Annotated in this window: 15 protein-coding genes; 2 read left to right on the top strand and 13 right to left on the bottom strand. The window is 61.6% G+C overall.

Translation table 11 applies throughout. From position 1 onward, the window contains the following. Positions 1–17: 17 nt before the first annotated feature. The 13 genes from C469_RS00410 to C469_RS00350 form a co-directional block, all read right to left on the bottom strand. A complete protein-coding gene (locus tag C469_RS00410) occupies positions 18–341 on the bottom strand; it encodes a hypothetical protein (RefSeq protein WP_008002818.1) in 324 nt (107 codons plus the stop codon). Then, positions 341–2005 (bottom strand): hypothetical protein, encoded by a 1665-nt coding sequence (locus C469_RS00405; protein ID WP_008002816.1) that lies wholly within the window; start codon positions 2003–2005, stop codon positions 341–343. Before C469_RS00405 ends, C469_RS00410 begins: the two co-directional genes overlap by 1 nt. A 1636-nt stretch (positions 2006–3641) precedes the next feature. Then, positions 3642–5051 carry a hypothetical protein gene (locus C469_RS00400; protein WP_008002814.1) on the bottom strand — a complete coding sequence of 470 codons (1410 nt, stop codon included), beginning with the start codon at positions 5049–5051 and terminating at the stop codon, positions 3642–3644. Next, a complete protein-coding gene (locus tag C469_RS00395; protein WP_008002812.1) occupies positions 5048–5815 on the bottom strand; it encodes a hypothetical protein in 768 nt (255 codons plus the stop codon). The genes C469_RS00400 and C469_RS00395 overlap by 4 nt, the downstream gene beginning before the upstream one ends. Positions 5816–5855: 40 nt before the next feature. After that, positions 5856–7694, bottom strand: coding sequence for a hypothetical protein (locus tag C469_RS00390; RefSeq protein ID WP_008002810.1), 1839 nt, complete (start codon positions 7692–7694; stop codon positions 5856–5858). Further along, positions 7691–8110, bottom strand: a complete 420-nt coding sequence (locus C469_RS17095) for a hypothetical protein (RefSeq protein WP_049910851.1) — start codon at positions 8108–8110, stop codon at positions 7691–7693. Before C469_RS17095 ends, C469_RS00390 begins: the two co-directional genes overlap by 4 nt. Beyond that, positions 8107–8370, bottom strand: a complete 264-nt coding sequence (locus C469_RS00380) for a hypothetical protein (protein ID WP_008002807.1) — start codon at positions 8368–8370, stop codon at positions 8107–8109. Before C469_RS00380 ends, C469_RS17095 begins: the two co-directional genes overlap by 4 nt. Next, positions 8370–8747, bottom strand: a complete 378-nt coding sequence (locus C469_RS00375; protein WP_241429960.1) for a hypothetical protein — start codon at positions 8745–8747, stop codon at positions 8370–8372. Before C469_RS00375 ends, C469_RS00380 begins: the two co-directional genes overlap by 1 nt. Before the next feature lie 53 nt (positions 8748–8800). Beyond that, positions 8801–9079, bottom strand: a complete 279-nt coding sequence (locus C469_RS00370; RefSeq protein ID WP_008002803.1) for a hypothetical protein — start codon at positions 9077–9079, stop codon at positions 8801–8803. 2 nt (positions 9080–9081) lie between these two features. Beyond that, the gene (locus C469_RS00365; RefSeq protein WP_008002801.1) at positions 9082–9570 is read right to left on the bottom strand and encodes a hypothetical protein; all 489 of its coding nucleotides are present in this window, start codon (positions 9568–9570) and stop codon (positions 9082–9084) included. A gap of 2 nt (positions 9571–9572) precedes the next feature. Continuing rightward, a complete protein-coding gene (locus C469_RS00360; protein WP_008002798.1) occupies positions 9573–10022 on the bottom strand; it encodes a hypothetical protein in 450 nt (149 codons plus the stop codon). 47 nt (positions 10023–10069) lie between these two features. Continuing rightward, positions 10070–10540 (bottom strand): hypothetical protein, encoded by a 471-nt coding sequence (locus C469_RS00355; RefSeq protein WP_008002792.1) that lies wholly within the window; start codon positions 10538–10540, stop codon positions 10070–10072. Position 10541: 1 nt separating this feature from the next. Continuing rightward, complete coding sequence (locus C469_RS00350; protein ID WP_008002790.1) at positions 10542–11069, bottom strand: hypothetical protein; 528 nt, start codon at positions 11067–11069, stop codon at positions 10542–10544. 415 nt (positions 11070–11484) lie between these two features. Between C469_RS00350 and C469_RS17090 the strand changes: the two genes are divergently transcribed. Together C469_RS17090 and C469_RS16555 are read left to right on the top strand one after the other, a co-directional pair. Continuing rightward, entirely contained in the window at positions 11485–11655 is a 171-nt protein-coding gene (locus C469_RS17090) for a hypothetical protein (protein ID WP_169330824.1), read from the top strand. 646 nt (positions 11656–12301) lie between these two features. After that, complete coding sequence (locus C469_RS16555; protein ID WP_147587209.1) at positions 12302–13114, top strand: hypothetical protein; 813 nt, start codon at positions 12302–12304, stop codon at positions 13112–13114. Positions 13115–13241 lie beyond the last annotated feature (127 nt).

Raw genomic sequence — 13241 nt, 5'->3', positions numbered from 1 at the left:
AAGAATCTGCAGGGAATCTATTTCGCGGCGACGTCGTCGATCCGCCCGATCGTCGCGTCGATGACCCACTCGCCGATCGCGTTCCACACCGTATCGACGAACGTCGCGAGCTGCGAGGTCATCCGACCGACGTTCGGGTCGATCCACCCGAGCGCGATCGCGACGCCGGCGCCGACCAAGACGACGATGCCGTAGGCCGCGCCCGACGAGAGGACGTTCCCGATGAGACGACCGATTTTGACCGCCTTGAACAGGTAGAGCGCCCCGGCGAGGAACATCGCGCCCATCATGAGGCGCTGACCCGCACCGAGCGCGGCGAGCGCCTCGAGGAGCCAGCTCATCAGTTCGACCCCTCGTCGTCGCCGGAGTCGAACCGGCCACCGATCACTACCTGCGGCCGGTCGTCGTTCGGTCCGTTGTTCGCGCGGTACTCGCGCACCAACTGGATGAGCGCGTAGCCGCCGATGAGCACCAGGATGAGGAACGCGTCCGAGTTGACGAGCTCGGTGAGGAGGTCGGCCTCGCCGAGCCCCTGGAGCGCGACGACGCCGGCGATGCCGACGATCGCGATCCACCGCGCCGTCGTGAACTCGCCGGACTCGCGCAGGAGCCACAGCGAGCCGACGGCGATACCGGCGACGGCGAGGATCGCGCCCGTCTCCGATCCGATCGTGAACAGGCCGGCCTCAGCGGCCGCCACGGCGACCGCGGCGCCGACGGCGCCCGTGAGGAGTCTGTTCTCCCCGACGCTCACCAGCGCGCTGCCAGCGCCCGACACGGCCGCCTCGACAGCGGACCCGAGCGGTCCGCCGACGCGCGGGATGCGGGAGATCGCGGAGTCGGCGCCGGCGGCGATGCCGGCGACTGCGTCTCGCGAGCTCGCCGGGCGCGTTCCGGCGACGAACAGCATCGCGACGCTCCCGAACAGGATGACGAGGCTCGGGAGGTTCCCGGTCGTCGCAGTCGCGAAGACGCCGCCGCCGACCGAGTCCGTCGACGCGCTCGGCGCGTCGGTCGGTTCGATCGATACCAAGCCGACGTCGTCGCGGCTCACCCTGAGCGAGTCTGGTTGCTGTGCCGTGGCGAGCTCGTCGCCGGTCTCGTCGACGATCGCGTACCAGGTCTCGTCGGTGCCAGCGACGTACTCAGCGGTCCACGAGTCTCCGACGACGCTGGCCGGTTCGACGACGAACTGCGGGTCAGAGGTGTTCGTGTTCTCGGGGACGCGAACGCGCATGTTGTTCTGTTCGGGCGCTGCGCGGACGGGAAGCGTGTTCAGCGTCATCTTCGAGCCGGACGAGGCGTTCGGCGCGTAGAACCGCTGTCGCCCGTCGCCGTACAGCTCGACGTAGTCGCTCTCGGCGGAGTAACTCTCGTTCTCTGCGTAATGGACGAGGCTCCCCTGTGGCGTCTCGTCGACGCCGAGATAGCTATCCGAGCTCCACGAGTCGAGTCTGACTCGCGAGTCGAGGTCGAATCCGACCGGCGTCGCCTGCACGACAGAGATCTCCGCGTTGTGCGGCTTCAACCGGGAGCCGGTCGACCGCACTTCGACGGTCGTTCCCTCCGGCACCGGGTTTCCAGCGAGGTCCGACACGTCGACGGTGAGCGTCGTCTCGGAGAGGTTCGCGGTCGACTGCGGGATGCTCGACCAGCTGCCGCTCTCGTTGAGTCGATACTCGAGATTACGCATCGAGACCACGGTCCGGGCGTGCGGGACTGTTAGCGTCGCGTCTTCTCGCGCCGTCGTGTACGTCTTCGAGATGTTGTATCGCTCGCTGAAGGCCTCGCTCTCGTACGTCACCGTCCGCGGAGACTCGAGGTCGTGACGGTACTCGACGTCCACCTGCGGCTCCGGACCGGCGCCGGTGTACGACTCGTCGCCGACGCCAATGGTGACGTTGTTCGTCCCCTCACGGAGCCACGACGAGCTCGCGTTCAGAGAGATCGTTTCGCCGTCGTTGAGGGAGCCGGAGTAGCCGGTTGTCTCGCCGTTAATTTCCACGACCGGATCGCGCGTTTGAGTAATCTCTGTCCAGGATATATCGACTCCCACCTTACCAACTGTCGACACGTCCATCGTGTTCGAACCGGTTGTGAGGTCGACCGACTCCGTAACAGTCTCTCCGTCGCCAAGTACACCAGAGTGAGATACGGTTTGCCCGCCTACAGTTACCGACGGATCCTCCGTTTTCGGGCGTTCAGTCCAGTCGATCGTATAATCTGCGCCGGCACCTGCTGCACTGGTTGTGATCGTGTCGCCGTCCTGCATCGAAAAAGAAGTCGGCGAACCCTCCGCAGTAATGGTCGTCGAATCCCGAGACGACTCAAAAGTAACAGAGTCAGTACCCGGTTCGCGTAGCTCAGTATAAGACCCACTCAGATCATCGTAACCGTAACTCCCCGGTCTTGTGTAAATGTAGGTTATCTCGGTCGTGTCATCCACTTTCACCGGATCATCCGTCGCAGTAATCGGACTGTTTCCAGCATCATACTCGTTTTGCCCGAACTGTTCTCCATCTACCTCGAAGGCGATGTACTTATTCCCAGAAATCTGAACATACAACTCTTCGATATATCTGATCGAAGACGTGTCGACTGTGACTGTCTCCTCAGTAGGGTAATCATCACCGCCAATATGCCATGACTCCTCAGAGGTGACCATACCTCCGTTTTTCAGCGTGTCGACTGTAATTGTCCCAGACCCGCCTTCCACAGTGTTACTTCCTTCCGTCGATATTGTGTCACTACCGTCGGACACGCTGCCGGATATGGATCCTGTTTTTTCCCCGAGACCCGTTAGAGTCACCTCAGCGGAGTTCGGACCCGTCGTCCCACCAATATCAATGGACGTCGTATCCGCATCTGCGTACGTCCCGCTTGTGGACTTCGGTTCGGTGTTCTCTACGCCCGTCACATTGATCGATACCTGGTCGACCTCGTCCATCGAGTCGAGCTCATAGGAGTGACGAGTACCGTCGATCGCCGGCTCGTCCCGAATGACGAGGTCGCCGCCGAATGTGACCGTATTCGTACTGAATCCGCGGACGTAGAAGGCCGCCGACTCTCCACGCACCTGAATCGGCTCGGTATAACTCCCGTTGCTCTCGTGAGCGATGCGTGCGACGTTCGGCACTTCGCCGTGAGTCCTTTCGAACCACTGAGTCGGGACCGAGACCCACCGACCCTCGTGTGTCCGCTCGTCCGAGAGGTTCAGCGCCGGCTCGCCGTTGACGGTCGTCGTCTCGACGCTCATCGTCTGGGCGCCGGTCGACGCCGAGACCTCCGGCCCCGTGTCGTCTTGAAGGTGTGACGCCGGGATCGCGTTCAGGTTGCCGAGCGACTCCCGATCGACGCTCTGTGTCTGTTCGACCGACGTCTGATCGGGCGTGGTGACTGTGCCGTTGTTCGCCTCGAGCTCGGGCTCGTCTGACGGCGCCAGCAGCATCGGCGCGGCGACCATGGCGAGGACGACGACACCGATGAGGCCAACCACTTTCAGTTGCTCGTCGTCGAGCGGATTCTCGACACTCATGCCGACCTCCATCCCGTGGGGGGGTGGGGGGCTGGCGCACGCGCGAGCGCGTAATCCCTGGCTCGGCGGGGTTCGCCCCGATTTCGCCGAGTGGTTAAAATCGGTTTCATTTGGCGCTCACCCTCCGAACTTCCGGCGAGATGATGCGGAGCTTCCCCGGAACCTTGTATCGACGAGGGAGATCGTCCCAGCCGAACTCAGTATATTGACCGCTCGTCCAGAACAGGCCGCGACCGAGCTTCCACGTCGAAGTCATCTCTGTGCTCATCGGCGGCCGAACGCCGATGATTTCGTCACTACCGGTCGGGTTGTCGGTGCCGGAGAGGGTGACTCCCCAGCGCATTTTCTTTCGGATCATCCAAGAGATCTCTCTCGGCTTCTGTGTGAGCAGCACGAACGACAGGCCGTTCCGCCGGAAGTCGACGTACTGCTGACTGACGGCGTCGATTTTGGTCGATAGACCGCCGTTATCGTTCGATGCGTGGTGTTTGAACAGGTTACTCGCCTCGTCGCAAACCCACGTCGTCCGCATCGACCGCTGTTCGTTGACGTTGTGGTGGACCAGCCAGCTGAACCACCAGTGACTCGTCGGGGTCGCTTCCTCGTCGTCGAGCTCGGGATCGTGGCGACGACGCTCCGACTCCCAAACGGAGGTGTACTCGAGAGGCGGACACTCGGATGCTTCTCGAGTGATCCGTTCGCACCCCCGGAACTTCGGGTCGGGATAGACGACGTGGAACGCACCCGACATGAGGACGTTGTTGTTCAGGTCGTCCAGGTCGCTGTAGCGCTCGACGCGCCAGACGATGTCCTCGAGGTCGACTTCGATCGGCTCGAAGTCCGTGTCTGCGAAGCCGGAGCCGTCCTCCGGCGGCGCGAGTTGCACTTTGTACTCGATTCCCTCGGGTAGGCAGACAACGGCCCAGGGGGCGAACGGGAGCCACTCGGTCCGCTGCGGGGTTCCACGCCACACGACCGCCTCGCCGTTGACTTCCATCCATCGAGCGATGAACGTCGAGACCGAGGTCGTCTTCCCGCGGCCCATCGGGCCGTGAATGAGCGCGTCCGAGCCGCCGGTCGTCTCGAGGTCGCTGTCGTCGACGGACGTCTCCGGGTCGGTGAGGTACTCGAAGACTCCCCTCCGGGCGTCGGAGAGGCCGCTGAAGTCCTCGAAGTCGAGCCGGAACCCGTCCATATCCGAGGTGTGGACGATCGCGTCGAGCATCGCTCTCGGGTGCCGGAGTGCACTGTGTGGCGGCGTCCCCTCTACCGGGTCCGGCGTCCGTTCCAGGCGCTCGAGGAGGTCCGGGAACGGCGTCATTTCCATGTGACGGACGAGGTTCTCGCCGATGCTGTGCCGTCGCTTGTCGTTTTTGACCTCCCGCGTCTGGTCGATACTCGTCGCCTCGAGGCCCGCCAGCCACTCGTACAGGTACTCCGGGTCCTGCACGACCTCGAGCATCGAGTCCGTCGACGTGACCGGGATGTCGTCAGGGATGTTCGCTGAGTTGCTCACGAGATGTTGCCTCCTGAAGAGGATGCGACTCGTCCGCTCGGGAGCTCCTCGGCGTTCGAGGAGGCCGTGCGGAGCGCACTGTTCCACGCCGGGAGCACGTCCTCGGCGAGCATCGAGTCGAGCACGGTCGTTTGCTCGTTCGCGAGGGCCGTCCACCACTGGCTCATCGGGTTGCAGACGCGAGAGGTGAAGTCGCGGGGGAGGTGGCCAGAGGCCGCGTACGCGACCTCGTCCGCCCATTCCACCGCGTCCGCCTGCGAACGCACGCCTTCGCCGAACGGCGTTCTGAGCGCTCGATGTTGGTCCACAACCCGCTGGTGGAGGCGGGGGCGCATCGCGATGAACCGCTGGCGGTCGGTGTGCCGAACCCCGTCTTGGTCGTCGGTAAAGTCGTTCGACTGTGCGCGGATCACGTCGACGGCCTTCTGGAACGCCGGCGAGAGCACGTCCTGGATGATACGCGTCCGTTCCGTGCGCGCCTCCGACGGTGACGGCGCCGTGTCGCCACACAGTCGCTCTCGCTTCGCGTGCGAGTCGAGACACGCCGCGACCGTCCACTGGTCGTTGATGAGGTCGGAGAACCACCCGTCCGGGACGCGCCCGACCGAGATCGCGGCCGCGACGTGCGACCACACGAGGAGCTCGTGTCGAGACTGGAATCCGGTTCGGAGCCGCGACCGGATGTCGCGTTGCTGTGCGCGCAGCGTCGGGAGCGCGGGGACGTGAGCGGACTCCGCTTTCCGATCGTCATCCTCGCGTTGCATCGAGATGACCGACCCGAGCGGGTCGGGTGAGCTGGCGGAGCTAATCGTCCGCCACCCCCGAATCCGTGTTCGAATCGACATCCCACGGCGCCGGGCCGTCCCCGTTGCCGTCGTCCGAGCTCGAGGAGTCGGAGACGTCGTCGGCCATGTCCGTACCGAACATGTCGTCCATCTTCTCCGCCATCTCCTTTCTGAGCGTCTGGACCGTGGACTGAGCCCGGTCGAGCGCCTGCCAGTCCATATCCTGAATCTGGCTGTGAAGGTCCTCGAACGTCCGGCGGGCGACGTACTCCTGTCGCTCGGTCGCGACGGTCGCGCGAACGTCAGAGTAGTGGTACGGTGCCGGCTCGACGGACATGCGGCCGTCGACGGCGACCGTCCCGGCGACGAGCACCGGCACGATCGCGAGCGCGACACCGACCAGTTGCGCACCGAATACCGCCATTCCGGCGAAGTAACCGAGCGCCCCGCCGCCGACCGCGACCGCGAGGAACGACCAGTTGAGCCTCGTCGAGAAGTTCGACAAGCTCGCCGCGATCGACCCCGGAAGCGAGGCGATACCCTCACCCTCCGGCGGCTCTGCCAGCTCCGCTTCGTCGACGTCCACTGTCAACGAGGGAGCGAACGAGAGCGTCGCCGGCGAGTGGGTGAGCACCTCATCGCTCGTCGGATCCACCTCGTACATCCGTTCGAGGTCGGAGTCGGCGTCGCCCTCGTCGACGGTGCTCAAGTCGCTGCGAGGGACTGCCGCCGGGTCGGCCCAGTAACGAGCGATCATCGGGGTGAGCCCCTTCGCAGGCGCGTATAGCGTGCCGCCACGGTTGACCACCGTTTTGATTCGGTTCGGGACGAGACGGCTCGAGGCCGCGTCGTCTCCGGTCGGTGTGACCGCGTCGTCGTCGAGACGTCGCTGGAAGAACCCCGCTTTCTCCGCGTCAGCGTCTCGAAGCCCGAGCATCAGGATGAGCCCGATGAGGCCGACGACCACCCCCACAACGGCGGGCGCGTTCGCGAGCACCGCCGCCGTCGCGAACGTTGCGAATCCGGCGGTCGCGACGAATATCAGCCCCGAGAGGATGAGCCAGAAGCCGAGCCCCTTCTGCGCGCCGATGACGATCCGGTCGAACACGTGGTCCGCGATCTTCCGGCCGACGAACAGCGAGACCAGCGCCGGGAGGAGGATGTTGATGCCGCCCCACCGGAACAGGTCGCCCTCCGAGTCGACCGAGAACGCCGGCGACTGTGCGAGCGGGTTGCTCTGGTGTTCGAAGCGCCAGCGAGCTCCGTCGACGAGCTCGCCGTCGCGTTCGAGCCACATGCTTACCTGGACCGGCTCGTCAAAGTGCGGCTGGAGCCCGATTCGGGACGCGTCTCGGCCCTTGTCGACATCGATGCCGACCCGCTGCACCTCCTGACCGGCCGCGTAGGTCCGCTCTTGACCGTTCGGTCCGGTCGTCTTCTCTTCGGTCCAGTAGACGAGCACGACTTCGTACTCGCCGACCGCGTCGACGTATGCGCTGGTCTCGAACGTGAGCGAGTTCGTCTCGACCCGCGTCGACGGAGTCAGCTCTTTCTCTTGTGAGTTGATGAGCGAGAGCGAGGGGTATTTGACGAACGCGCCGCCCGTCCCGAGGCTCCGCTCGGATTCGATCGTCACGGCCTCGGCGGTACTCGGCGGCTGTGTCCCGCCTCGCCGCAGCTCCTCGAGGCTGAACGGCCCCGGTTCGTTCCACGTCGCGTTTGCCTCCGTCTGTGCGAGTCCGTGGGCCTCCACGGCCGCCGTGGCGTCCGTCTGAGTACCCACGGCGGCAGCGCCCACCGGCACGAGTGCACTCGCGACGAGAAACGCGGCGGTCGCGACGACCCACGCGTGTCTCATCGATCCTCCTTGTGCTCCTCGCGCTCACCACCGTCCGCGACCGGGTTCGGCTCACGCTCGGGCGGCTCTCGCCGCTCTAACTCCTCGAGCCCGACCGGCCGGAACCGCTCGTCGACGCGATCGTCGATCGGCGGCGCCGCCTCGAGCGCGTCGAGCCGCGCGCCGCACGTCGAACAGAATCGTTCAGACGTCGCTGCGACCTTGGAGTTACAGGTCGGACAGGCGTCGAACTGGACGATTTCGCGGACGGCGTACAAACCCGCGCCAGCGACGACGCCAGCAAGGACCACGCTGTCAGTATCTGCGGAGATACCGAGCGCTGTGAGTCCGATAGCCGCGGCGTAGAACGCGTAGACCGTACCTCGCGGTGTATCGAGGAACCACTGTCGGACCGTTCGACGGGTTGTGAGCTTCATCCGCTCACCTCGCTGGCTTCCCGCTCATCGAGCGAGTCCATGCGGTCACTGACGACGTACGCGACGACGAACCCGATCATCGCGAGGCCGAGCGCGGCGCCGACTAGAGCACCCTGAAAAACACTGTCGCCGATCGGGAACAGTACACCAGCGGCGCCCGTTCCGAGTAGAGCACCGGCGATGTTTGCGGCCCACATGGCGGTGAGACGCGTCCGAGAGTTCTCCGCTCTTGGCAGTTCGAAGGGCATGACGGTCGACATCAGTCGTCGTCCTCCGTTGCCGACGCCGAGGCGAACACCCATGCGACGACCGCGACGGCTCCGACAGCCAGGAGCTCGCCGCTGGTGAGCTCGAAGCCGAGGCTGTCGATCGCGATCACTCCGGCGGCGCCGCCGGCGAAGCCGGCGAGCGCGGTCGCCCCGATCTCCCAAAGGACCGGGCCGAACCAGAGACCCCCGACGAGCCCGCCGGCGCCGAGTAGCCGGTCGGTCGTCGCTGCACCGAATATCTTTCTGGCTGCCTTCTTCGGGTACATGATGAGGTAGGCGAACAGGTCGGTGTACTCGCCGACGATGTACCCGAAGCCGGCGATGATGACCCATCCGAGAATCGCCTCGGTGGACATTGCAGCAGGCATCTACGCGCCCTCCGTTTTCCGCACTGGTCGACTGTCGATCGTGGTTGTGTGAGTCATGAGTCGTCGATTGAGTCTTCGAGGTCGTTTCCGGCGTCCAGGAGAAGCTTCGCGAGTAGGATGACGCCCGTCGCGATGAGCGCCTGAATCGCGTACTTCTCCGGGAACGGGAGCTGTTCGCTGACCGTCACCCCGATGGATGACATGAGGAACAACTGGTTGGCGTTGCTCCACAGCCAGAGCGCGATCCCGTCGACGAACGGTATGTTGAACAGCGCCGCAACCGCCGCGAACAGGCCGCTAACTATCGTTGCTGGATTCTTGAGTAGTGACATGGTTAGGTTCCGATCACCCCTGCGAGCCCCGGCACCGCGTCAGCGATGACGAGGATTGTCCGCCGCGCTAACACTGCGAGGACCCACACGACGAAGACGGTCTCTCCAGCGAGGATGATCGGCGCGAGCGGCCCACCGATCGTTGCGACGTCGACACCCGCCTGGACGAGTCGATCGACGATGCCGAGGAGGCCGGTCCCCTCGACCGCGGACCCGCCGATCCTCGACCCGATGTCGATCACCAGGCCGCCCATAAACAGCGGGATATCCGCTATCCCGAGCGTGCCGACGAGTCCCGGTCCGTCGCCGACGAAGACGAACGTAATGAGGTCCAGCAACTGGACGACTGCGTCGTTGAGGCCCTCCAGTAGCGGCGAGAGGATCGCACCGAGAATGAACCCCTGCGGCGACTTCGCGAACCGTGTCAGCGTCTCGGGGAGCGTGTATCCGCCGTCGGGGTTGTCTTGCCGGTCGGTAGGAGATGTTGGCACGTCTATCCACCTCCGAAAAACCTCGAGGCCGCTGCTTGCAGGCCGACCGAGGTGATATACACTGTCACGAGGACGATCGCGACGTTGATCGGAAGCGAGAGCACGCCGTAATTCGCCGCACTGTAGCTGAACGCATCACCGTACGCCGATGCAACGGTCCCGAGCGTCACGTCGATTAACCCCGGCCCCTCTCTTGTCGGGTATCCGCCGGCACCGAGGGGTTCTGTACTCCCCTCGATGAAGGCCTCTAACCCGCCGAATATGCGGGAATACACGTCTCCCATAGTGTCGATGACATTTGTTACCCCCACTACGAGAGTCGCGATGATCGACGTACCGATCGTCTGGCCTAGTCGGCCCCAATTCACCGGATTCGCGACGCTCAGAATCGGGATGTCGCCGGATGTGTCGCCGTTGATGAACGTCGTGAGGCCGTCACCGCTGCTACTCACCGGCGTTCACCTCCGAGGGACTGCGGCGAGTGTCGTCTCATGCTGACCTACATGTCATCCACAGGCTCCTCGTCGGCGCCGATGTACGGGACGTCGAACGGGAGTCCAGGGAACAGGTTACCCGTCTCTTCCTCGTTCAGGAACGTGGCGAGAAGGTAGAGACTCGCCAGTGCGAGCGCGACCGTCAGCGGCAGCGCGAGGATCCCCGCGAGCGTCTCTCCGAACACGGAGCGTATCGCCGTCTCAGAGATGTCCGAGCCGGCCTGAATCAGCGCTGCCGGGCCAGTGAGGAGTCCGTCGAACAGCGTCGCGATAGACTCGCCGGCCCCTTCGAACGGCGCCGTGGTGAAGTCCGCGATCGCGTTGATGATGTCGATCGTCGCAACCACCGGCGACGCCAGCAGGCCGACGATCGACGAGGTGAGCACCGTCGTCGCCTTACCCCCATCTGAGAGGTAGGTCGCGATGCCGTTGAGGGTGTCCACACCGCCGCCGTCCCCGAGCGATAAGGTGGGCATGTTACTGCCCCAGCGCGTTCTTGATCGGGTCGAGGAACCCGGCGACGTACGCCACGCCGAACACGGCGAACGCGATGATCCCGTTCGTCAGCGTGAACAGGCCACCGCCGCCGACTCCGGCGAAGACGCCTCCGCCCCCGCCCGACTGGTTGATCGTCGTCCCGATCTCGATGTTGTCAGCTGACTCCTCGTCGGAGTCGCTCGCGTCCTCGGTGACGACGACTCGGTACTCGTCGTACTCCTCGCTGTTCGCGACGAACTCCTGACGAGTGGTGTCGTTCTCGTCCGCTGAAGAGATCGTCCCGGAGTCGACCTCGTCCGAGAGACCGTCCGAGATACCGTAGACGGTGTAGTTGAGGTTGTCTCCCGAGGTGTTGGTGACCTCGAGGTAGACGCTCTCGGTGTCACCGTCGACCGTCACCGACTTGTCCGCGAGCTCGTCGCCAGACTGTGCGACCGCCGGCACCGCCATCGACGTAAGGACTGCGAGCGCGAGTAGCGCCGCGAGTCCCGTCTTTTTGATGTTCATGCACTGCCTCCGAAGCCGCTGTTACGGTTCTGTGTCATTGGATTTCGAAAACGCCCGGTGTCGGTGGGCAGACCGTACTTCTCCGCCAGATCTCTGTCTAGCGGGTACCGCTCGCGAAAGCTCTGGAGATACGATTTGAACCGATCGCTGACGACGAGACCTCGCGGTCCGTCGCTCACGAGTCAGCCCTCTGAAAAACCGTTCGCCAGCCCTTCCGCCACTGATCCTCCGCGCCGTCGGTACTGTCAGAGACGCCGCTCACGCGCAGGCGTCACCTCCAGCGTTAAACACCAGGTGCATGGTGCGCCTAGAAATCGGAGTGTCGGAGTTCTATAACCCCGAGAATGTGGGGTAATAAACCCAATACACACATTAAGTACAAGGTTTCAAGTCGCTTCAGCGTGAGTCTTAGGTGATGTCTAGCGAGATTCGGAAGCTGCGAGACCTCGGCGGGAGTGGAGGTGTTGCGATCCCAAAAGACACACTCCGCGAGTGGGGTCTCATTGATGACGACGACGAGTTGGCCGACGCGTACCTCCGCGTCGATGATACAGACGATGCGGTGACGGTCGAGCCCGTTCAGTAGTTCGGCTCGATCTGGAGTTTTTAGTAGCGAAGTAGAACCAGAACGCGTCGTAGCTGTGCGCTACGGGTCCAACTACTCTGTTGTGAGATGCTGCATCGCTTGCCGCATATAGTAGTTCTTCTCGGTTGGGTCGTCCGTATTCAATGCCTTCCGGAGGCAGTCATTGGCACTGTCGACCTTCATCCTAAAGCGGTGTCTTCTACGGATTCTGTTAAATCCATCTCTCCGGCTCGTTTCAGCTTCGATAGAGATGCACGCGAATCCGGTATTCGGCTACAACATTCGTTTGAGAAGCCGATTCTCAGTTACCAAATACGGAGTTCTTCATAATCTGTTGTAGCCGCGGCGAACATTGGCTACACCGTAGTAGATTTGATGAAATCGTCCAAATCTGATAGAAACGGCGTGCAAGATACAGAGGGTGTAGTCAGCACGGGAACTGCGTTATTTTCTTCAAATAGATCCTGAATCAGCTGATAGAACGAGCGTGCGTATTGAGCGTCGAGGTTGCTACCAGCTCAAAGAGGTGTCCCGATAGTCGTGCGAGATACAAAGCGCGTATCGGTCACTGATCTCCGAGGATCAAGTTCTGGGTGGAATCGTTTTAAGTAATTGAATATCCAACACTACTCCAATATCTAGATATATGGTTAAGAAAAATCAAAATACGAATAACAAAAGCGAAAAAACAGTCGGTTCTGACGCGGACTCACAACCGGATCAAGAGGAAGACGAACCAAACAAAACTCCGGATCAAGAGGAAGACGAACCAAACAAAACTCCGGATCAATCCGCGTCGTCTCCATCAGATTACCTAACTCCCCGAAATATTGGAAAATGGACTGCTGAGGCATTCATTGCAGATCGTGTAGTAAGTTTCATCGATATTACATATAATAAAGCGAAGCAAAGTATAGGGTCTGGAAAGCGTGATGATAAAAATCATTTAGATTTAGCCAAACAGACAAAATTTGCAGGTACGAAGTTTAATGTTTTCTTTTTTGATGGTGAAGATGAAATGTGGTCAGATATTATTGATGCTGATGATTCTCATGGTAAGTACGGTGAACTTGCTGCCCCACCAAGAAACTTTTCTGAAATAATTTCTCGTGGTGAACTTCCATTAATAACTGTTGACTCCGTTTCTATTGAGTGGTATGAAGATTATTTAAATCAAGAATCACCTGAAAATCGCAACGCATCAACAATATATACTGACCAAAATGTATCAGAATTAAATGTTATTTTACCGGATAGTGGTCGTTGTGTAATAAATGCTGAAGTGGATGATCAAGAAACACAGATGCGGGCCCAATATAAAGGTGATTTTGACACCGGTGCTGTGTGGATGGTGGCGTACTCACGATCAGACTTTCCTTCCTCTGGGCCGTATGATTGGTACGTGCCGATTCCGCATTTAGGCAGAGTTGACGGAGAACGGATAGTTTGGTATGATTGAGGGATAACGATTAGATATTCGATTGGAATACCTGTTCCAACAAGACTCATAGACGCGCCCAACGACAATTTTGTCGCTGACGATCCGAAGCGAACAACGGTCATCTGCTGACGACAATCTCTGTATC

It is taken from the genome of Halorubrum lipolyticum DSM 21995, assembly GCF_000337375.1.
Lineage (GTDB): Archaea > Halobacteriota > Halobacteria > Halobacteriales > Haloferacaceae > Halorubrum > Halorubrum lipolyticum.
Note: the sequence above shows the minus strand (reverse complement) of the source record. Positions and strands in the feature narration are given on the sequence as shown.